23 protein-coding genes and 3 tRNA genes are annotated in these 18,493 nt (G+C 53.1%); 9 read left to right on the top strand and 17 right to left on the bottom strand.

Annotated features, from left to right (window positions below; all coding sequences use genetic code 11):
* Nucleotides 1-95 precede the first annotated feature (95 nt).
* Nucleotides 96-344, top strand: coding sequence for a hypothetical protein (locus tag AC2AXP_RS04400; protein ID WP_273867630.1), 249 nt, complete (start codon nt 96-98; stop codon nt 342-344).
* Nucleotides 345-383: 39 nt separating this feature from the next.
* Here the strand turns inward: AC2AXP_RS04400 and AC2AXP_RS04395 are convergent, their stop codons facing one another.
* From AC2AXP_RS04395 to uvrY, 9 genes are all read right to left on the bottom strand, one after another.
* Nucleotides 384-695 (bottom strand): cupin domain-containing protein, encoded by a 312-nt coding sequence (locus AC2AXP_RS04395; protein ID WP_004964456.1) that lies wholly within the window; start codon nt 693-695, stop codon nt 384-386.
* 173 nt (nt 696-868) lie between these two features.
* Nucleotides 869-1,006 (bottom strand): hypothetical protein, encoded by a 138-nt coding sequence (locus tag AC2AXP_RS04390; protein ID WP_164844319.1) that lies wholly within the window; start codon nt 1,004-1,006, stop codon nt 869-871.
* Nucleotides 1,007-1,848: 842 nt separating this feature from the next.
* Nucleotides 1,849-2,094, bottom strand: a complete 246-nt coding sequence (locus AC2AXP_RS04385) for a hypothetical protein (protein ID WP_004964460.1) — start codon at nt 2,092-2,094, stop codon at nt 1,849-1,851.
* 1,022 nt (nt 2,095-3,116) lie between these two features.
* Nucleotides 3,117-3,202, bottom strand: a tRNA-Leu gene (locus tag AC2AXP_RS04380).
* Nucleotides 3,203-3,212: 10 nt separating this feature from the next.
* Nucleotides 3,213-3,286: transfer RNA gene (locus AC2AXP_RS04375), tRNA-Cys, on the bottom strand.
* A 57-nt stretch (nt 3,287-3,343) separates the two neighbouring features.
* A tRNA-Gly gene (locus AC2AXP_RS04370) sits at nt 3,344-3,419 on the bottom strand.
* 144 nt (nt 3,420-3,563) lie between these two features.
* The gene (gene pgsA / locus AC2AXP_RS04365; RefSeq protein ID WP_004964461.1) at nt 3,564-4,112 is read right to left on the bottom strand and encodes a CDP-diacylglycerol--glycerol-3-phosphate 3-phosphatidyltransferase; all 549 of its coding nucleotides are present in this window, start codon (nt 4,110-4,112) and stop codon (nt 3,564-3,566) included.
* A gap of 58 nt (nt 4,113-4,170) precedes the next feature.
* Entirely contained in the window at nt 4,171-6,003 is a 1,833-nt protein-coding gene (gene uvrC, locus AC2AXP_RS04360; protein ID WP_273867517.1) for an excinuclease ABC subunit UvrC, read from the bottom strand.
* Nucleotides 5,996-6,652 carry a UvrY/SirA/GacA family response regulator transcription factor gene (gene uvrY, locus AC2AXP_RS04355; RefSeq protein WP_039992225.1) on the bottom strand — a complete coding sequence of 219 codons (657 nt, stop codon included), beginning with the start codon at nt 6,650-6,652 and terminating at the stop codon, nt 5,996-5,998. Before uvrY ends, uvrC begins: the two co-directional genes overlap by 8 nt.
* Nucleotides 6,653-7,252: 600 nt before the next feature.
* On the opposite strand from uvrY, the gene AC2AXP_RS04350 reads away from it, so the two are divergent.
* On the top strand, nt 7,253-7,477 hold the full coding sequence (locus AC2AXP_RS04350) for a DUF2594 family protein (RefSeq protein WP_004964465.1): 225 nt from the start codon (nt 7,253-7,255) through the stop codon (nt 7,475-7,477).
* Between the two features lie 77 nt (nt 7,478-7,554).
* Here the strand turns inward: AC2AXP_RS04350 and AC2AXP_RS04345 are convergent, their stop codons facing one another.
* Together AC2AXP_RS04345 and AC2AXP_RS04340 are read right to left on the bottom strand one after the other, a co-directional pair.
* The gene (locus AC2AXP_RS04345) at nt 7,555-7,986 is read right to left on the bottom strand and encodes a hypothetical protein (RefSeq protein ID WP_004964469.1); all 432 of its coding nucleotides are present in this window, start codon (nt 7,984-7,986) and stop codon (nt 7,555-7,557) included.
* A 271-nt stretch (nt 7,987-8,257) separates the two neighbouring features.
* Nucleotides 8,258-8,956, bottom strand: a complete 699-nt coding sequence (locus AC2AXP_RS04340; protein WP_039992226.1) for an extensin-like domain-containing protein — start codon at nt 8,954-8,956, stop codon at nt 8,258-8,260.
* 182 nt (nt 8,957-9,138) lie between these two features.
* Between AC2AXP_RS04340 and AC2AXP_RS04335 the strand changes: the two genes are divergently transcribed.
* Nucleotides 9,139-9,498 (top strand): hypothetical protein, encoded by a 360-nt coding sequence (locus AC2AXP_RS04335; protein ID WP_004964476.1) that lies wholly within the window; start codon nt 9,139-9,141, stop codon nt 9,496-9,498.
* A 14-nt stretch (nt 9,499-9,512) separates the two neighbouring features.
* Here AC2AXP_RS04335 and AC2AXP_RS04330 read toward each other — a convergent pair whose 3' ends face one another.
* Both AC2AXP_RS04330 and AC2AXP_RS04325 read right to left on the bottom strand, forming a co-directional pair.
* On the bottom strand, nt 9,513-9,668 hold the full coding sequence (locus tag AC2AXP_RS04330; protein ID WP_004964484.1) for a hypothetical protein: 156 nt from the start codon (nt 9,666-9,668) through the stop codon (nt 9,513-9,515).
* A 110-nt stretch (nt 9,669-9,778) separates the two neighbouring features.
* A complete protein-coding gene (locus AC2AXP_RS04325; RefSeq protein WP_004964499.1) occupies nt 9,779-10,207 on the bottom strand; it encodes a universal stress protein in 429 nt (142 codons plus the stop codon).
* A 234-nt stretch (nt 10,208-10,441) separates the two neighbouring features.
* Here AC2AXP_RS04325 and AC2AXP_RS04320 point away from each other — a divergent pair, with 234 nt between their 5' ends.
* Nucleotides 10,442-10,663 (top strand): hypothetical protein, encoded by a 222-nt coding sequence (locus AC2AXP_RS04320; RefSeq protein WP_004964500.1) that lies wholly within the window; start codon nt 10,442-10,444, stop codon nt 10,661-10,663.
* 60 nt (nt 10,664-10,723) lie between these two features.
* On the opposite strand, the gene AC2AXP_RS04315 is transcribed toward AC2AXP_RS04320, so the two are convergent.
* Complete coding sequence (locus AC2AXP_RS04315) at nt 10,724-11,554, bottom strand: alpha/beta fold hydrolase (protein ID WP_004964504.1); 831 nt, start codon at nt 11,552-11,554, stop codon at nt 10,724-10,726.
* Between the two features lie 766 nt (nt 11,555-12,320).
* On the opposite strand from AC2AXP_RS04315, the gene cycA reads away from it, so the two are divergent.
* On the top strand, nt 12,321-13,721 hold the full coding sequence (gene cycA, locus AC2AXP_RS04310) for a D-serine/D-alanine/glycine transporter (RefSeq protein ID WP_004964510.1): 1,401 nt from the start codon (nt 12,321-12,323) through the stop codon (nt 13,719-13,721).
* A 49-nt stretch (nt 13,722-13,770) separates the two neighbouring features.
* Here cycA and AC2AXP_RS04305 read toward each other — a convergent pair whose 3' ends face one another.
* Nucleotides 13,771-14,691 carry a DMT family transporter gene (locus tag AC2AXP_RS04305; RefSeq protein ID WP_039992784.1) on the bottom strand — a complete coding sequence of 307 codons (921 nt, stop codon included), beginning with the start codon at nt 14,689-14,691 and terminating at the stop codon, nt 13,771-13,773.
* Between the two features lie 67 nt (nt 14,692-14,758).
* Here AC2AXP_RS04305 and AC2AXP_RS04300 point away from each other — a divergent pair, with 67 nt between their 5' ends.
* Entirely contained in the window at nt 14,759-15,334 is a 576-nt protein-coding gene (locus AC2AXP_RS04300; RefSeq protein ID WP_198772715.1) for a helix-turn-helix domain-containing protein, read from the top strand.
* Here the strand turns inward: AC2AXP_RS04300 and AC2AXP_RS04295 are convergent.
* Together AC2AXP_RS04295 and AC2AXP_RS04290 are read right to left on the bottom strand one after the other, a co-directional pair.
* Nucleotides 15,331-15,507, bottom strand: a complete 177-nt coding sequence (locus tag AC2AXP_RS04295; protein ID WP_004964516.1) for a hypothetical protein — start codon at nt 15,505-15,507, stop codon at nt 15,331-15,333. The two genes, AC2AXP_RS04300 and AC2AXP_RS04295, sit on opposite strands and share 4 nt — an antisense overlap.
* A gap of 84 nt (nt 15,508-15,591) precedes the next feature.
* A complete protein-coding gene (locus AC2AXP_RS04290; protein WP_371901504.1) occupies nt 15,592-16,506 on the bottom strand; it encodes a LysR family transcriptional regulator in 915 nt (304 codons plus the stop codon).
* Between the two features lie 67 nt (nt 16,507-16,573).
* Here AC2AXP_RS04290 and AC2AXP_RS04285 point away from each other — a divergent pair, with 67 nt between their 5' ends.
* From AC2AXP_RS04285 to AC2AXP_RS04275, 3 genes are all read left to right on the top strand, one after another.
* Nucleotides 16,574-17,191, top strand: coding sequence for a LysE family transporter (locus AC2AXP_RS04285; RefSeq protein ID WP_198772716.1), 618 nt, complete (start codon nt 16,574-16,576; stop codon nt 17,189-17,191).
* A gap of 76 nt (nt 17,192-17,267) precedes the next feature.
* Entirely contained in the window at nt 17,268-17,867 is a 600-nt protein-coding gene (gene wrbA / locus AC2AXP_RS04280; protein WP_004964519.1) for an NAD(P)H:quinone oxidoreductase, read from the top strand.
* A 233-nt stretch (nt 17,868-18,100) separates the two neighbouring features.
* Nucleotides 18,101-18,412 (top strand): hypothetical protein, encoded by a 312-nt coding sequence (locus AC2AXP_RS04275; protein WP_004964522.1) that lies wholly within the window; start codon nt 18,101-18,103, stop codon nt 18,410-18,412.
* Nucleotides 18,413-18,493 lie beyond the last annotated feature (81 nt).

The following is an 18,493-nucleotide window of genomic DNA, read 5'->3' as shown; positions in this document are numbered from 1 at the left end:
CTTGTCCTAATCTATAGGAGACAGCCGCCAGCGCCGACGACTGCCGGTCCCCCATCTGCGGCTCAACGGGTATATCGGTGTTTTCGAGGTCAATCATGACAATCACAGCAGACTATCTGCAACAGTTGCTCAATGCCAGTGGAGTCACCGGCGCGCTAGCGCACGAACTGCTGGCCGCTCGTCGGCGCATTGAACAACTGGAAGAGCGCCTGGCGGTACCCGTTCGTTTGCCCTACTGCAGTTCCAGTCCGGTATGCGAAATGGAGTCAGGGTATGCCGCCGGCGTAAGCGACAGTAAACAGGCGATACGGCAGGCGGGCTATCCGATCGCAGGCGACGATTAGCAGGTGGATGCTGATAGCCGGTTTCTGAGGGTAATGAGCTTAAACCGAGCCTTGTTTTTCAATCACCAGGATCCGCGCTTCGCCTTGTGGGTGAGCCACGTGTTCACAGCCCACGTCGGCATAAAATATGTCACCCGCGTTGAGCAGCACCTGGCGTAGTTCCCCCTGCTCTTTATACCGCATCTCGACCATCCCATCCATGACGGCAAAAACCTCCTGCCCGTCATTTACGTGCCACTTATAGGGTTTGTCCGTCCAGTGCAGGCGGACCGATGTGCCCTCAAAATTGGCGATGTCGACAGCCCCCCAGGCTCGGTCCGCAGTAAACGCTTTACCGATATACGTTTTCATTTATAACCTATGTTTTATAGCGATATAAAACATCACTTTACTCCTTTTCGCAGTGGAGTACATCGGCGTTTAACGCCGACTGGCAGTGAGAATGTTCTCTGTAGCGCAACCTGTTAACGCCAGGCGATCGGCGTAATTATTTTTATTCTTTATTATCCCTGGTGAATACTTATTTACCTGACCGGGAAGGGCCAGGGACGATCGATACCATCAAGCGATAATCCAACCGTAACGATAAAGTATGCGATCGCCACACCAAACGTGATGATGACCAACTTTTCAATCAGGCTAAGACGCTTCTCATCTGTCATTTCCAATTTCTCCTCATTCCAACCCACCGATAAGACCCTATAAAACATAGGCAATGACCGCCTCGGCATCAATAGCCACACATAAAATGTAACATTATAGATAAGCCATGTTTATGTATTAGGCCTTCATCTCAACGCAAGTTGAGTCGCAGGATAACCTGGCAGCGGTGGCCCTATCCTGGCAAACATAGGCTGGCAGCCTGTGCCGACGCGCATCGACGTCAGGCGAAGCGACGGCGTGTTATGCGCTTCCTGGCATCACATGTACACGTTCGCCCGCACCTGGCGCTCGCTGCTTTTTATCCCACGAGATGTTGCCTAACCGAGCATGCGCCACCCGACTGCGTGAACCTGCCGTTGAATATGGCCTTGGCGCCACGATGGAACTTCACCCGTGCCGCGCCAGCGCTAGCGTGATGAGAATCGACGTTTATCGGGCACCGCCGGTTGCCCTGCCTCGATTAATTAACCCTATTTACCAGGATTCGAAATCAGTATCAGGGTATTAACGCGGACAATAATGATTACGCCATAGGATTAATGCTGACCATAAAAACTCACTTATGGAGAGCCTCATCAGTTATGCATTAACGAATTATGACTTTCCATAAGTAATATCACTGGCCGCAGCCATCCAAAATCAACCGGAGAATAAATGTTATTTATAGCAAAACACAATTTTCAAAAATAGGTTGAGTGATTAAGTAAAAACTGACCGTTTAATTTTAATGGCATTCAACGTCGCGATCTTTTTCTTGAGCTAATTTTATATGCCAACAATACCAGTCCAACAATACCAACAATGACCACCATTGCAGTCATTAATAATGCAATGGCGATTTTCAATTTTCATTTCCTTTTGGCGCCTCACCCAATAGCTGCAATTGCCTCTCATCTTTTGGCATCGGGTCAGAGTCATCTGGTGGAATAATACTCTCTACGGCAGGACATGCGCTGTAATCAACTGCCGGGTCTATCGTCCATGACTCTGGATCGCAGTCTGCCTGCGTTGGCAGCCTTAAATCGGCAAAAGCTATAGAACTGATGAATACCAGCGTCAGTGTGATAATCATTTTTATATATTTCATATTTCCCTTTATAAGAATAGCGGCGAGCCAATGCTAGCAATCATTAATCATGATTGCATTTAGCAATATCGCATCAATTTATTAACATTATCTGCACTGCGGTATTTAGATTAAAAATTAACCTTAGGAATAATCCCAAATTATTGATCGCCACAAACGCTCGGTCAAGTTATGCCTACTGTTTTTCCTTAATTTTCCAACCGAGGAGTCGCCAGACGTTAATCACTCAGCGCCATCCAATCAATATCATCTGTAATTACTAGAACAGGTTAAATGGACGGGTAATAATTAATAGATTGCTAACCAATTAGCAATAAAACTTTAGCTACAACAACCGCAGCGTTGTGCTTAAAATAATTAAAGAAAACTTATTCATATTATTTATATTAACCAAATAATTATTGGCTTGAGAATAATTACTCAACTAGCCATTATCGCTGCCGCCGCCATCAATATAAACGCCTATAGACAAGTACTGCACCTGTGAGGTGAGTCTGTTCCACTGCCGCAGATCAACGTCGACATCCGCCGTATCATGTAAGCCAGACCACGCTAAGTAGCACCTGCTGCTGGTTTAACAGCGAAATCCCGTTACGTTCCCGCCAGCGTGCAACCCTACAGCCATCACCCTTATCGCCAGCCACCCTTGCCCTGCCAATCCTGTCGGAACGCGTTTAGCGATCGTGCATCGCCACCGTTGATATCAATAACCGTTTTAATTCTGCAGCCTGGCGGCTGAGACATTGTTCTCAAGCTTGCGCCTTGATTGCACGATTGCGTGTTAAAGCAAACCAGGACTTCTGCGCTACAGGCACGCGCTATACCTGCACCATCGTGGCCAGTTATAGGTCATTGAGAAAATTGAGCAGCGAGAGCCAAAGAAGCCATGGTAACGCTTATGGGAGAGCTAATTGATGTTAGGAATGATGTTAGGAAAGACGTTTTTCAGACACAAAAAAACCGCCTTGCGGCGGCTGACGACATTACTACTATTGCTTTGATTATTCGGTATTTTTATTCCCTGGTACCCGGGGCGGGACTTGAACCCGCACAGCCATAAGCCGAGGGATTTTAAATCCCTTGTGTCTACCGATTTCACCACCCGGGCTCGGGAAAATTGGAGGCGCGTTCCGGAGTCGAACCGGACTAGACGGATTTGCAATCCGCTACATAACCGCTTTGTTAACGCGCCGTAATGCTGTTTGCCTTTGCAGGCTCAAGGCTCGTGAAACACCAGCCTGATTTAATTTGGAGCGGGAAACGAGGCTCGAACTCGCGACCTCAACCTTGGCAAGGTTGCGCTCTACCAACTGAGCTATTCCCGCATTATCAGAACTCACTGATTTTTTTGCTAACTTTCTGCAAATCATCGCTGCCGTCTGATGCGATGCATTCTACTTACCTGACGTAATGAGTCAATAAAATTGTTGGCTCATTACGATCGTTTGACGATTTTTGCAGCGCATTGATCACGGTTCCAGCAAATCGTTACGTGCCGCATTCAAATATTGGAACATCGACCAGAATGTCAGCACCGCCGCGATGTATAACAAGCCGATCGCCGCATACTCGACGCTGCGATCTGGACGCCACAGCAAGCCAACCAGCGACATCATCTGTGCGGTGGTTTTTACTTTGCCGATCCATGACACTGCGACGCTGCTACGCTTGCCGATCTCGGCCATCCACTCGCGCAGGGAAGAAATAATGATTTCACGCGCGATCATGGTGGCAGCCGGCAGGGTTATCCACCAGGCATGGTAATGCTCGGCCACCAGCACCAGCGCCATTGCCACCATTACCTTGTCGGCAACCGGGTCAAGGAACGCGCCAAAGCGGGTAGTTTGTTTCCAGCGCCGGGCTAAAAAGCCGTCAAACCAGTCGGTTACCGCAGCAAACACGAAGATGGTGGCGCAAACCATTGGGGCCCAGGTGAACGGCAGATAAAATGCCAGAACAAAGAATGGGATCAGAACTACACGAAACAGGGTAAGCCACGTCGGTATATTCAATTGCATAATGCTACGGTAACTATCTGGCTGGAGTGGAAATTAAGAGTATGTTGCTACATTGCCCTCAGTGTTTCAATGCATTGTGGATCTTTTCTGCCAATGCTTGTGAAATACCCGGCACTTTTGCAATTTCCTCAACGCTGGCATTCAATAATGGTTGAAGTCCGCCCATATACTTCAACAGCATCTGACGCCGTTTTGGTCCAATGCCCTCAATCGACTCCAAGGCACTGGTATTCTTGACCTTCGCCCGTTTCTGACGATGGCCGGTTATCGCATGATTATGGGAATCATCACGAATATGTTGAATCACGTGCAACGCCGGTGAATCAGACGGCAGGGAGATGCCCTCACCTTCCGGCACAAAAAACAGCGTTTCCAAACCGGCTTTGCGATCCGCCCCTTTGGCGATGCCAATCAGTAACGGTTTGCTTTTGTCCCACGGCACCTCCAGCGAGTTAAAGACGTCAATGGCCATACCGAGCTGGCCCTTGCCGCCGTCAATGAAGATCACGTCCGGGATTTTGTTCTCTTCCAGCGCCTTACCGTAACGGCGACGCAGCACCTGCGCCATCGCTGCGTAATCATCGCCCGGCGTGATGCCGGTAATATTATAGCGGCGGTACTCTGAGCGCTGCGGACCGTTGCCATCGAACACCACGCAGGAAGCGATGGTTTGTTCGCCCATAGTATGGCTGATATCAAAGCATTCCATGCGATTAATTTCGGCCAGATGGAGCGTTTTCGCCAATTCTGCCATGCGTTGATGGATGGTCGACTGTTGCGCCAGTTTGGTAGACAACGCCGTAGCGGCATTGGTGCGCGCCAGTTTCAGGTAACGCGCGCGATCGCCGCGGGGTTTACTTTGAATGGCAATCTTGCGCCCCGCCAGTTCAGATAACGATTCCGCCAACAGCGTTTTTTCCGGCAGCGTGAAGTCCAGCAGGATCTCGCCAGGCAGCGTTCGCGCCTGGCTACCCTGCAAATAAAACTGCCCGACGAAGGTTTGCACCACTTCCGCGATATCGGTGCCACTCGGCACTTTCGGGAAATAGCTGCGGCTGCCAAGCACCTTGCCCTGACGAATAAACAGTACGTGCAGGCAGGCCATAGCGGATTTAAACGACACGCCGATCACATCCAGATCGTCACCGTTGCCGGAGACGAACTGCCGTTCAGTTACGCGCCGCACCGCCTGGATCTGATCGCGCACCCGCGCGGCCTCTTCAAAGTTCAGTTCCTTGCTGGCGCTTTCCATCCGCTCGATCAACTGATGCAGAACCTGCTGATCTTTGCCGGCCAGAAACAGCCGGACGTATTCGACCTGCCGCTGGTATTCGTCTTCACTCACCAGGCCGGCTACGCATGGCCCCAGGCAACGGCCAATCTGATACTGTAGGCAGGGGCGCGAGCGATTGCGGTAGACGCTGTTTTCGCATTGGCGAATCGGGAACAGCTTTTGCAGCAGCGCCAACGTTTCACGCACCGCATAGGAGTTCGGGAATGGCCCGAAATATTCACCTTTGGCGTGTTTGGCGCCACGATGGATAGCCAACCGTGGATGCGTGTCACCGCTGAGAAAAATCAGCGGATAAGATTTATCGTCACGCAAAAGAACATTATATCGTGGCTGATATAATTTAATGTAATTATGTTCCAGCAATAGCGCTTCTGTTTCGGTATGTGTAACAGTAACGTCTATTTGCGCGATATTTTTAACCAGGGTTTCCGTTTTACGGCTGCCGACCTGCAGGCGAAAGTAACTCGCAAGACGTTTTTTCAGGTCTTTGGCTTTACCGACATAAATAACCGTGCCAGTGGCATCATACATGCGATAGACGCCGGGCTGGCTGGTTACGGTTTTAAGGAATGCCTTCGCATCGAAACGCTCACTCACCGCTTAACAAAGTCTCCGCATTAAACAATCCATGTCGGATGGCCAAATGGGTCAACTCTACGTCACCGCTGATGTTCAGTTTGCTGAACATGCGGTAGCGGTAGCTGTTTACCGTCTTGGGGCTGAGATTCAACTGTTCTGAAATCTCGTTTACCTTTTTCCCTTTGGTAATCATCAACATAATTTGCAGCTCGCGCTCAGATAAACAATTGAACGGCGTTTCTGTCTGCGGTTCCAACTGGCTAAGCGCCATCTGTTGCGCAATGTCCGAGGCAATATAACGTTGACCGGCATGTACCGAACGAATGGCATTTACCACATCCTGCGGCGCCGCACCTTTGCTCAGGTAGCCGGCGGCTCCCGCCTGCATCACCTTGGCCGGCAATGGGTTCTCGGTATGGATGGTCAACATGATGACCTTGATGTCGGGTACGTAACGCACAATTTTTCGCGTGGCTTCCAGCCCCCCGATACCCGGCATGTTCATGTCCATCAGCACGACATCTACCGCGTTGCCGCGGCACCATTTCACGGCATCTTCACCGCACTGGGCCTCACCGACAACTTTTATGCCTTTGATATCTTCAAGAATGCGTCGTATCCCTGCGCGCACCAGTTCGTGGTCATCAACAAGAAGAACGCTAATCAAGGAAAAATCTCCAAAAAAAGGGGAGTACGCAATCAGCCTCTGTAATCGCACCCGATATTACTTGTTTTTCAGCAAAGAATGAATACAGATTAATACGTACGTCCGAATAACTTTGCGGAGCAGGCCTAATTTTACCTATTTTCTTGGTGGTTCAGCCGATTTAGCCGTTTTGCTGCAGATAAGTGCAATCGCAGACAAAGAGACGTCTAGCCGTAAAGCAATCATACCGCATAAATCGGCAAAACCGGCGAATTTGTATTTATAAATAGGCTGTGATTACATTCAATAACATGCGCATCGAATACCTATTAACCATTTGGAAATATCTATGCACAATATTGTGTGTCGCTGCATGTCGATAACTATTCATTAAACGGCATCGCGCCACAAAGATAATTTTTGTTGCAGATTAACCGTCACTGGCAGCCTGCGGCGCGATATAAAGAAAACTCTCGGTCGAACGTTACACGTGACCGCGCGGTGCTATGCTATACTCCGCGCCCAGAAAACTGCACTGCCGCGCGCCAAAGTGAATTGGATCGCAGTTGGAGTGCATTAAACCGCGTTTATTCGGCTACGGCCTCAAAATCAGGAGATAAAATGAGCAACGTTGATTTCACTACGTCCGCAGATCCACAGACGCTGGCAACGGAAGTCGCCTGCCTGAAAGCCACCCTGACGCTGATCCTCAAATCGATCGGCCAGGCGGATGCCGGGAAAGTCATTATCAATCTGGAGCGGTTTATTGCGCAGATTGAAGATCCTGCGCAAGCGGAAGTGTTCAAGAACAGCCTGTTACAGATTAAGCATGCTTATCGCCAATAATTCTGGCCGTTTTCCGCTGACGGCTTGCCAGGCCCGCAATCGCAATGCGGGCCTGTTTCTTATCTCGCTGCAATGGGCTATGCGCGCCCTGGCTGCAAAATAAAACCACGCCGCATATCGCCACCAATGCGGAAATAGCGTACTTCGCCCGCTCGCAGAGTCATCGGCTGCTGGCCGTTGGTATCACGCCAGATGCACAGATCGTTTTCTATCATGTCCTGGCCAATACCCAGCGTATTATTGCCTACCGGCACGCGAAACTCGGCTTTTTCCTTGCTGGCCAACGACGCGGCAAATTCACCGTTCAAATAAACCCCGGTGCGGCACGAGCCGGCCAGCATGCCACTGTCACGCACGATGATTATCGTGGCATAAGGGGTCGTCGGCAGATTTTGATAAAGCATCAGGCGGCTCGGCGGCGCTGATTTTGCCTGTTGTGGCGGAACGGCCTGCGTGGCACAGCCTGATAACAGCACGGTGGTAATAAGTAACGCTGCGTAGTGCTTCATCCTGAACTCCTCGAAAAAACAAGCCCTGATAATAGCAAGATAAACGCCTGCTACCCCAGTTGAAAGCGGCAAGTGATGAAAAATAGGACTAGTTCCCACGCGCTGATGGCATGGCCTGCCCGCTTATTGCGCCCGGTCAGAGCACAAATAGCGCTTCTCACTGCGCAAGCAAGCTACCAAAAATAAGCATTGCGAACGTGGGAAATAACGCTCGCGGCACCGATAGTCACAACTTAAGATTATTCTCAGACTTGGGTAAGTTTAGGCTTATTTATCCGCAACTACCGAAACCGCGCATTGCGAAATGAAAATGATTGGCATGCGCAGCGTTATATTCCGGCCCGAGCGCATTGCCAAAAAAACCGCACCCGTCATTGAACACCTTGCGTAAATATATGCCGTTGTCGGTGGGTTTCGACCACTGTTTTTCTATTCTCAGCCGTTGGCCATTCGCCATGTGAAACCCGGAAACATCCCAGGCATCTGCCGTTGCATGTTCACTCAGACGCCCAGTTGGACGATGATAAATATTGCGGCAGGCATAACTGCCAAGATGATCGATGCGCGTCAGGCGAGTCCCTAATTGCCGTTGCGCCAGCGGTGCGGCGACCTGGGTAACAAACATGGTGCTGCTCAACGCCAGTGGGCAACTGGCCAGAAAGCTTGAGCTGAGCTTGACCTGGCCAAAGCCCTGTACGCGTATCGGTGCCGCAAGCGGACAGTCACCAGCGACATCGGCGACCTGGCGAAACGCCACGTAGCCGGCATCCCTCGCCTGTACCAACGCCGATCTGCACGCCTGCGGATCGTCCGCCAGCCGTTGCAGCTTCAGGCGCGTAATAAACGTCGGCGGATCGTTGACCGACAGCGGCGAAAACGGGTGATAACCTGGCGGCAATTGCCGCAGCCACCACGGCGCACTGCCCGCCATGACCAGTATGATCAGAATACCCATTCCCCACCGCCGCATAATTACCCTCGCCGAGGCTAAAACTTGAGTATAGGTGATGACGACGTCGCGCTACCCTTAACGGGATGCAAACAAGAACCATTCTCACTTTTATTTTAACCACAACTTGGTTAGAATCCTCGCCGCTCTGGATAGGATTAATCCGAGCGCCAATCATGGAAAAGTGAATAAATAGGGACGCAATGAAAACCTACGGACTGTTAATTATATTGCCAATTGCCACATTAACCGGCTGTAGCCGATGGGAACGGCCCGGTGCCAATGATGTCGCCCGCCAGGCCGACTACGCAGCATGCGAAGCACGTGGCTTCGATCGCTTTCCGCCGGATGTGGTGCGGGATATCGAATTTGATTACGGCGATAAATACGTCACCTGCGAAAAAAACAAGAAAACCTGCCCGAACGGCTATCGCTACGAGCCGCGACCGTCGTTGCGTACGGTGCAAAGCGATCGCAACCAGGATGCCCGCACGGCAACTATCGCCGCCTGCATGTACGGCAAAGGCTGGCACGAAAAAACCTATTATTGGCCACAGTGGTAATCCACGCCTGGTCGCTATTCGTCGTCACCGTGCGGCATACCGGTTTTCGGCCTGGTTTTATCTTCTTCGTGTGGCTTGTTTTTCGCCGTTGCTAACGCTTTGCCAATCAGCCACAGCAGTAATGGCATTAACAACAGGCATATTCCCAAGGTAATCAGCGCGTTGGTCATCCTTCTTTCGCCTGTTCAGAGGACATTATGCCTGAGTGTAGCATTTTTGAACCACTGCCGGCATTGCCTCAGCCGGTTCCAGGCCGGCAATCGCCGGCCTGGGTTGGCAGTTAGCGGATCACCATCACCGAGGTTTTCGCGTGTCGCACGATGGCGGCGGCGTTCGAACCAAGCAGGTAGGTTTTTACGCTGGGCCGGCGAGAGCCGATGACGATCAGATCGGCATCTATCTCTTCGGCCAGTTGCAACACTTCGTCACGCGGTGAGCCAAAACTGATGGTGTAGGCGAGCCGCTCCAGGGGAATATCCATTTCGGAGATTATTTTCTTTAGCTTATCAATGGCCTGTGTTTCAGCCTGATTTTCAAACTCTTTGATGCCGAACGAATAAGCGGTAACAAAAGCGGACGCATCCGGCAACGCATGGAAGAAATGCACCTTGGCGCCAGAGGCTTTTGCCAGATACTCCACGTGTTTAAGCGCGTTTTCCGTCAGTTTTTCTTCATCAATATCTACTGGCACTAATATTGTCTTGTACATATTCCGCCCCTTATTGAGTCGCTCTACTGAGCCTAGCTTACTGCTCTGCGATGATAAGGAGGAATCTGTTAGGCGTTTTTTGTGATCGGCCAGCGATTCTAAATAACCGCTTGAAAGTATTTAACAATAAATCAACAAAAACAGCCTGGTTATCATCCCGACAATCCCCGAAAGCCACAGAACAAGGTGGGCCCGCTATGCTTACCATTTCCCCACTATAAGGAAGCTTGAGCGATGAAACTGACGCCTGCCGTTATCAAGAAAGCACATTTGGCGATGTCGTTTTTATGGATCATTTTGGCGATACCGTCCGTCATCTGGTGGAAGAACAGCGTCCTGTGGGTGATTATCATCAGCATTTATGCCAACGTGGTCGGGCATCTGGCGGGCTATACCGCAGCCAGGGCAGATGAAGCGGCAGAGGCCGGCGAAGCGGAACAACGGCAAAAACGCTAGCGGTCCGTTACGCATGCCAAAGAACAGAAGCCGGCAGGCTTCTGTTTCTGGCGAGATGTTTCAGCGTTGGATGAAGTCCAGCAGATCCTGGTTAATCTGCGCCTTGTGGGTGCTGCACAAGCCATGCGATGCGCCGGGATAGACCTTTTCCTGCGCGTTCGGTAACAGTTTCAACGCGGCCTGGCTGGAGGAGATCGGCGGTACTATCTGATCGTCATCACCATAAATCACCAGGGTAGGAATGGTCATGCGCTGCAAATCCTCCCGCTGATCGGTGGCGGAAAATGCTGCAACACAATCATACAGCGCCTTGATGGAACCCTGCATGCCCTGCAACCAGAAGCTGTCACGCATCCCTTGCGATGGCTGTGAGTTCGGGCGATTGAAACCGTAGAAGGTCTCGGAAAGATCCTTGAAGAATTGCGACCGGTCGTTAACCACGCCGTCACGAATGCCATCAAATACCGACAACGGCAAACCGTTCGGGTTAAAATCGGTTTTCAGCATAATCGGCGGCACGGCGCCAATCAGCACCGCCTTGGCCACCCGTTCGGTACCGTGACGGGCAATGTAGCGTGCCACTTCACCGCCGCCGGTGGAATGGCCGACATGAACCGCATTCTGTAAATCCAGCGCCGCCGTCAACTCTGCCAGATCGTCGGCATACTGGTCCATGTTATGGCCATCCCACGGCTGTGAAGAACGTCCATGCCCGCGACGGTCGTGCGCAATCACTCGATAGCCGTGTGACGCGAGGAACAGCATTTGATCTTCAAAAGCGTCCCCGGACAGCGGCCAGCCGTGACTGAACACTACCGGTTGGCCCTCGCCCCAATCTTTGTAATAAAGCAGAGTGCCATCTTTCAGCTTGAGCGTAGTGCTATTGGACATCGTTATACTCCATGTAGTGATGGGAAAGGCGTATTTGCGTTCAGGTTACGCCCCTGACGTGACAAACCAATGTCATTAAGTATGGACTAGCGAATGGCACTCTGCGTAGCCCGCAACGCCTGCAGATGCAGCAACGTCCATGCGCGACGTATTGAGTCGCATGATTTCCATGATCTGTTTTGCAGGTCAGTTGCCGCCGTGCGGCATGAGTTTTGCCTGTCGAGGCGTGGCTAACGCGCCAAATGGGCTTAGCCATCCTGCCGTTGCGGCAGACGCATGATTAATTTTCAGGGCATATATCAGCAACGGCAAAGCCTCCGCCAGCGCAGGCTGAAAAACCTAAGCAAATGATTTTGCTGTCACCTGGCCGGCGACGCGCAGCGCAGCCGCTGCGCAACTTACCGCCCGCCGTCGTTTTTCGCTCTCCCATCGATAACCATCGGCGGCAACGCTGTCGGCGATATGGCTTACATCACCCCACATTAGTTTTTCTCATGCGATTTTTTAAGCCGTTTTATTATCAAAGAGATAGCCTCGCCAGGGACTGTTAATTTGCGGTAACCAGGAGTAACCTTGCGCCCCCTGAACGCCCGCCCAGCCTGGCTGGCGTCATCAGCACATGCGTTTCGACGTACGCTGAGATTATGCGCTGATGAAAATATTGCACTATCTTAAAAAGCCGGCACCGCCGGGCTAAACGTATAAAAAACAGCCACAACAGAGCTGGTAATTCCATTCATGACAGGTAAAAACAGGACATCATCAGATGGTCGATCACGCTAAAAATACCGACAGCGACAACGCTGCATCAGAAGATAGCCTTCGAAGAAACCTTTCCAACCGCCATATACAACTGATCGCCATCGGCGGCGCTATCGGCACCGGTCTGTTTATGGGCTCAGGGAAAACCATCAGTCTGGCTGGGCCTTCGATCATTTTTGTCTATATGATCATCGGCTTTATGCTGTTTTTTGTTATGCGCGCGATGGGCGAATTGCTGCTGTCGAACTTACAGTACAAATCCTTTAGCGACTTCGCCGCCGATCTGCTCGGCCCATGGGCCGGGTTCTTCACCGGTTGGACCTACTGGTTCTGCTGGGTCGTCACCGGCATTGCCGACGTGGTGGCGATCACCGCCTACGCCCAGTTCTGGTTCCCCGAGCTTTCGCAATGGGTCGCTTCGCTGCTGTGCGTCCTGTTGTTGCTCAGTCTGAACCTGGCCACGGTGAAAATGTTTGGTGAAATGGAATTCTGGTTCGCCATGATTAAAATCGTCGCGATAGTCGGCCTGATCGTTGCCGGTCTGGTGATGATTGCCATCCATTACCCTTCTCCGAGCGGTACGGTGGCCTCGTTCTCCCATCTGTGGAACGACGGCGGCATGTTCCCTAAAGGCATCAGCGGCTTCTTCGCCGGTTTTCAGATCGCGGTTTTCGCCTTTGTCGGCATCGAACTGGTGGGCACCACGGCAGCTGAAACCAAAAATCCGGAAAAAGTACTGCCACGCGCCATCAATGCCATTCCACTGCGCATCATCATGTTTTATGTATGTTCGCTGATCGTTATCATGTCGGTAACGCCGTGGAACTCGGTGGTGGCGGACAAGAGCCCGTTCGTTGAACTGTTCGTGCTGATTGGCCTACCTGCGGCGGCCAGCGTGATCAATTTCGTGGTGCTGACCTCTGCTGCCTCATCTGCCAACAGCGGCGTGTTTTCTACCAGCCGCATGCTGTACGGCCTGGCACAACAGGGTGACGCACCTCAGCCCTTCGCCAAACTGTCCAAACGCGCGGTGCCGGCCAACGGTCTGACGTTTTCCTGCATTTGCCTGCTGAGTGGCGTGGTGCTGATTTATCTGATCCCGAACGTAGTGACGGTATTCACGCTGGTAACCACCGTATCGGCGATCCTGTTCATGTTCGTCTGGAGCATCATTCTGTGCTCATACCTGGTTTACCGTAAGCGACGCCCGGAACTGCATCAGAAATCGGTCTACAAAATGCCGGCCGGTAAACTGATGTGCTGGGTATGCATGGCGTTCTTCGCCTTTGTACTGGTCTTGCTGACCTTGCAGAGCGACACCCGCCAGGCACTGATGGTAACGCCGCTGTGGTTCGTGGTGCTGGGCATCGGCTACGGGCTGGCGCGCAACAAAAAACGCGCCTGATGCGGGTTCAGGGGATGTCAGACATCCCCTGCTCGCCTCACTTCGACGCTTAGCCCTCGGTGAGCGTATCCGGCTTGGCCCTGCGCCGAATGCGCAGTTCGCTGACGATCACCCCAATAACGATCAACGCACCGCCGAGCAGCGCAATGCCCGGTAAACGCTCACCGGCCATGCGCCCGACAATCCCTGCCCATACCGGCTCGCCGGCATAAATCACCGTGGCACGCGTCGGCGACACGCTACGCTGGGCCCAGTTCATGGTAACCTGGATCAACGCGCTGGCGATGCCCAGCCCAACCGCGCTGTACAGCAGATAATTGGAATACGCCGGTATGGACTCCCCGGTGGGCGCCATCATCAAAAACGACAGCAGCGACGCGGTAGCCAACTGCACCAGGGTGACGCGTTTGACGTTTACCTTACCGGCGTAGGCGCCAATCAGGATGATTTCGGCCGCGATCGCCAGCGTGCTGACCAGCGTCAGGATCTCGCCCAGGGACAGCGTCATTTCATTACTGCCAGGCCCGGCCATCAGCATCAGGCCGGTAAACGCCAGCAGTACGCCAAGCCACGACATGATGCCGGGAAAGCGCCCCAGCACCAGCCATTGCAGCAATGGTACGATCGGCACGTACATCGCGGTGATGAAAGCGGACTGACTGCTACTGATGGTCTGTAACCCAACGGTTTGCAAACCATAGCCAAACATGATGGAAAGACCAATAAACGCGCCAGCCTTGAATTCGTACCAGGTCAGGCCGCGCAGGCTACCCAGCGAAAACAGCGCCAGCGCCAAGGTGGCGGTGCCAAATCGCAGCCCGACAAAGAAAAACGGGCCGCTGACCATCATCGCGTGATGCACCGCCAAAAAGGTGCCGCCCCAAATCATGGTGATAAAAATAAGTATCGCCTCCTGAGGTTTTATCTTCAGAAACAGGCGAGAGAAAAAGGATTTTTTGACCGATGACACCGACTTGCCCTTCATGCAGAGTGCAATATAATGCACAGATCCTGCCAGTATGAGGCATCAACAGACAATGAGCAATATAATGCACAATGGAAAGCCCGACGCGCTGCGGGTGCTGCAATACCTCAGCAGCAATGTGCGGGGATACCGCCAACAGGCGGGCCTGAGTCAGATGGCGCTGGCCGGGCTCTCTGGCGTTAGCCGGCGGATGCTGGCGGGGATCGAGGCCGGCGATCGCAACGTCAGTCTGGCCGTGCTGGACAAACTGGCGGCAGCGCTTGAAGTATCATTTACCGATTTGATTCAGGCACCTGACGCGCGCGGCAATCACCTGATTGGCGAATTGGCCTGGCAAGGTAACCAACCGCAGAGTCAGGCCATTCTTGCTGCCAGCGTACCGGCCCGGCAGCGCGTGGAGCTGTGGCAATGGACGCTGATGCCCGGCGAGCACTACGACTCGCTACCGGATGCGCAAGGCTGGCACGAAATCATTTACGTGGTCAGCGGCAGCATGACGCTGATCCTGACGCAACAGACGTTGACCCTGAGCGCCGGCCAGACCCACGTGTTCAACAGCGATCAACACTATGCCTATGCCAACCGCGGCAGCGAACCGCTACGGTTTATCCGCAACGTGACGTTTTAGTCGTCATTGTCGGCCCGCTGTTCCGGCAGTTCCTCCAGCGGCGGCTGAATGCCTTCCGAAATATAATCCTTGGCGGCAAAAACGCGCTGATTGCCAAGTCGATCCTCGACCACAACGTGCTTTATGGCGCCGCTTGCCAATAAAATCCGCTTGATACCACGACACTGATCCATCGGGGTTGCTCCAGCTGTTGCACATCCCTTCAGTGTATACCCAAAATAATGCCGTTACCGATGACGACTCGGCTAGCGTAGAGGTTATTGCTGTTGCAGCCAACGCTGCAACTGTTCGACGGCGCTGCCGGGCGCGATGGGTTGCGGCGTCAACAGACAGTAACTGCTGCCGTCCTGCTGAAAGCCAAACGGCGCCACCAGCATGCCGGCGTGAATATCGTCGCGCACCTGCCGCCATGGACCGATGCCGATGCCGAGCCCGGCGGACGCGGCCTGCAGGCTGAAATAGAAGTGATCAAAACGCTGTTGCGCCAGCCCGTCGAGCGTCATCCCCTGCGCTTGCGCCCAGTCGTCCCACGCCGTCGGTCGCGTCGCGCTGTGCAGTAGCACCGCATCGCGGCGCAGGCGGAGATCGCTGCCACTGCCCTCGACAAAACGCGCGAGTGCTTCCGGTTTACAGACCGGGCCGACCTTCTCGGCAAACAGCACGCAACTGTAAATATGGCGCTCCCAGGCAAAGTCATTGCGGCGAATCGCCAGCGTAATGCCATCGTGAAACACCACCGGCCCGCCACCCGCTACCAGTTGCACGTTGATTTCCGGGTGCGCCTGCTGGAACGACGGCAGACGTGGGATCAACCAGCGCATTAACAGGGTCGGCTCGCAGGACAGTACGATCGGAGCCTGCTGCGCCTGGCGATAGAGCCCCTGCACCGCGTGCTCAAGAATGCCAAACGCCTGCTGAGTGGCGTGGAGCAACGTGCTACCGGCGGCGGTGAGATATACCCGCCGATGACGCCGTTCAAATAACGCCAGCCCCAGCTCATCCTCCAATGCGCGCACTGCCCGGCTGACTGCGCCATGCGTCAGATTCAGCGAGCTCGCCGCCTGGGTAAAACTTTCCAGCCGGGCGGCGGCCGCAAAACAGCGTAGCCCGCCCAACGAAATCTGCCGGCCGATTTTAGGTGATATTTTCTCACTGATATCGTCAGTTTTCATCGTTTGTCCCGCGACTCCCTTTCCGCCACAATCCGCCTTCTCTTACGCTTCATCAAGCAGGGCAACTATGACCGAATTTATCGCCGTCGTCACCATTACCTTACTCGCCGTCATCAGTCCGGGACCGGACTTCGCCATGGTATCGCGCAACAGTTTGTTGAACTCCCGGCGCAGTGGGATCCTTACCGCCATTGGCATCGGTTCCGGTGTGTTGATCCATGTCGGCTATACGCTGATTGGCGTTGGGGTGCTGATACAGCAGTCGCTGTGGTTGTTTAACCTGCTGAAAATCATCGGCGCTGCCTATCTGATCTATCTGGGCGTAGGCATGCTGCGACAGGCCGCTGCCCCGTCGGCGAATGCCGAGCGCGCCGCTAACGCCATCGGTGATTTTAACGCACTTAAAACAGGTTTTCTGACCAATCTGCTGAATCCCAAAACCACCATCTTTATCGTCAGTCTGTTTATGCAGGTGGTCAACCCGCATACCTCGCTCGGTATTCAGATCGCCTACGGTCTGTTTATTGCCATTGCGCATATCATCTGGTTCAGTTTGGTCGCGCTGCTGTTTTCAACGCCGCGTATCAATGCGCAGTTCCTGCGTTTGCGCAGCGGCATCGACCGGCTGTTCGGCAGTCTGTTGATTGCCTTTGGCGGATTGCTGGCGCTGGCCGGTATCCGTTAACGCCGCACGCGCCAACTTGCCGGTTAGCTTCTATGCTTAGCGATGGGGTTTTATTCAGCAACGCAGGAGAAGCAAGATGGCGAAACTATTGGTGCTTTACTACTCGATGTACGGGCATATTGAAACGCTGGCACAGGCTGTTGCCGAGGGAGCCGGCAAAGTCAGCGGCATTGAGGTTAGCGTGAAACGGGTAGCGGAAACCATGCCGGCCGAGGCCTTTGCCAACGCCGGCGGCAAAACCGATCAGCCGGCGCCGGTTGCCAGCCCGCAAGAGCTGGCAGAGTACGATGCGATCATCATCGGCACGCCAACCCGCTTTGGCAATATGTCCGGCCAGATGCGCACCTTCTTCGATCAGACCGGCGGGCTGTGGGCGTCCGGTGCACTGCACGGCAAAATTGCCAGCGTATTTTCCTCCACCGGCACCGGCGGCGGTCAGGAGCACACCATTTCGTCGACCTGGACCACGCTGGCGCACCACGGCATGATCATCGTACCTATCGGTTACAAAACGCCGGAGCTGTTTGACGTTTCAAAAACCCGTGGCGGCACGCCCTATGGCGCCACCACCATTGCCGGTGCCGATGGCTCGCGCCAGCCCAGCCAAGAAGAACTCAACATCGCGCGCTATCAGGGTGAATACGTCGCCAGTCTGACCGCCAAGCTGAAAAGCTGAACATTCACCGTACTACTCTTTCCTGGGGCCGGACAGCCACCGGCCCGATCTTGTTGCGGCGTCACACCGGCGCTAAAATGCGGCCACCCTGCCATTCATTCGCTGAACGTCACGGTCGAAATTCGTCCTGCTTTTCCGCTCGGCTTCGCGCCCTGCGGCAGGCGTTGTCTATTTTGCGCATTGCAAAGGGAAATAAGTCAGTGTCTAAAGATTTTGATGAACTAATAAGAGACATGGATCTTATTATTGAAAATGTAGACAATTTAAAGGCTATGGCCCCGCGTGCGGATGTGCCGCCGGTCGCACCCCCTGCGGCCCATCACTATGATTCATTTTGCGAAACCATGGCGTTGAAAATGGTGCTCAAGGTTTTGCTGTCATCGGTGGATAAAATCGTCAAGGTTCAGATCGCCAACAAGGTTGAGCAGGAAATTTGCCAAATAGAACAGCAGGTGGTTAAAGCCGGTGGCGGCCCGGTTTCGGCCGACGACCTGGCGCAAATGACGCACTATGTACGCCATACGGTGAATGCCTTGCTGGAATAAGCGTCAAAAAACGGGCCAATGCTGGCGGGCATGATCAATTTTTACGAAATTTTTATATTGCCCGCTTTATTCTTTACGCAT

It is taken from the genome of Serratia sp. Sp408 (assembly GCF_057180665.1).
This window is presented reverse-complemented; position numbering and strand designations above follow the sequence as displayed.

Excerpts from the sequence above, each read along its gene's own strand:
- AC2AXP_RS04335 (WP_004964476.1), top strand. The coding sequence starts at position 9,139 with ATGAAAACCTACGGACTGTTAATTATATTGCCAATTGCCACATTAACC.
- AC2AXP_RS04350 (WP_004964465.1), top strand. The coding sequence starts at position 7,253 with ATGAGCAACGTTGATTTCACTACGTCCGCAGATCCACAGACGCTGGCA.
- AC2AXP_RS04325 (WP_004964499.1), bottom strand. The coding sequence starts at position 10,207 with ATGTACAAGACAATATTAGTGCCAGTAGATATTGATGAAGAAAAACTG.
- AC2AXP_RS04390 (WP_164844319.1), bottom strand. The coding sequence starts at position 1,006 with ATGACAGATGAGAAGCGTCTTAGCCTGATTGAAAAGTTGGTCATCATC.
- pgsA (WP_004964461.1), bottom strand. The coding sequence starts at position 4,112 with ATGCAATTGAATATACCGACGTGGCTTACCCTGTTTCGTGTAGTTCTG.
- AC2AXP_RS04400 (WP_273867630.1), top strand. The coding sequence starts at position 96 with ATGACAATCACAGCAGACTATCTGCAACAGTTGCTCAATGCCAGTGGA.
- AC2AXP_RS04395 (WP_004964456.1), bottom strand. The coding sequence starts at position 695 with ATGAAAACGTATATCGGTAAAGCGTTTACTGCGGACCGAGCCTGGGGG.
- AC2AXP_RS04290 (WP_371901504.1), bottom strand. The coding sequence starts at position 16,506 with ATGAAAACTGACGATATCAGTGAGAAAATATCACCTAAAATCGGCCGG.
- AC2AXP_RS04385 (WP_004964460.1), bottom strand. The coding sequence starts at position 2,094 with ATGAAATATATAAAAATGATTATCACACTGACGCTGGTATTCATCAGT.
- AC2AXP_RS04320 (WP_004964500.1), top strand. The coding sequence starts at position 10,442 with ATGAAACTGACGCCTGCCGTTATCAAGAAAGCACATTTGGCGATGTCG.
- AC2AXP_RS04315 (WP_004964504.1), bottom strand. The coding sequence starts at position 11,554 with ATGTCCAATAGCACTACGCTCAAGCTGAAAGATGGCACTCTGCTTTAT.
- AC2AXP_RS04275 (WP_004964522.1), top strand. The coding sequence starts at position 18,101 with ATGGATCTTATTATTGAAAATGTAGACAATTTAAAGGCTATGGCCCCG.
- AC2AXP_RS04340 (WP_039992226.1), bottom strand. The coding sequence starts at position 8,956 with ATGCGGCGGTGGGGAATGGGTATTCTGATCATACTGGTCATGGCGGGC.
- AC2AXP_RS04295 (WP_004964516.1), bottom strand. The coding sequence starts at position 15,507 with ATGGATCAGTGTCGTGGTATCAAGCGGATTTTATTGGCAAGCGGCGCC.
- AC2AXP_RS04300 (WP_198772715.1), top strand. The coding sequence starts at position 14,759 with ATGAGCAATATAATGCACAATGGAAAGCCCGACGCGCTGCGGGTGCTG.
- AC2AXP_RS04330 (WP_004964484.1), bottom strand. The coding sequence starts at position 9,668 with ATGACCAACGCGCTGATTACCTTGGGAATATGCCTGTTGTTAATGCCA.
- wrbA (WP_004964519.1), top strand. The coding sequence starts at position 17,268 with ATGGCGAAACTATTGGTGCTTTACTACTCGATGTACGGGCATATTGAA.
- AC2AXP_RS04285 (WP_198772716.1), top strand. The coding sequence starts at position 16,574 with ATGACCGAATTTATCGCCGTCGTCACCATTACCTTACTCGCCGTCATC.
- AC2AXP_RS04345 (WP_004964469.1), bottom strand. The coding sequence starts at position 7,986 with ATGAAGCACTACGCAGCGTTACTTATTACCACCGTGCTGTTATCAGGC.
- cycA (WP_004964510.1), top strand. The coding sequence starts at position 12,321 with ATGGTCGATCACGCTAAAAATACCGACAGCGACAACGCTGCATCAGAA.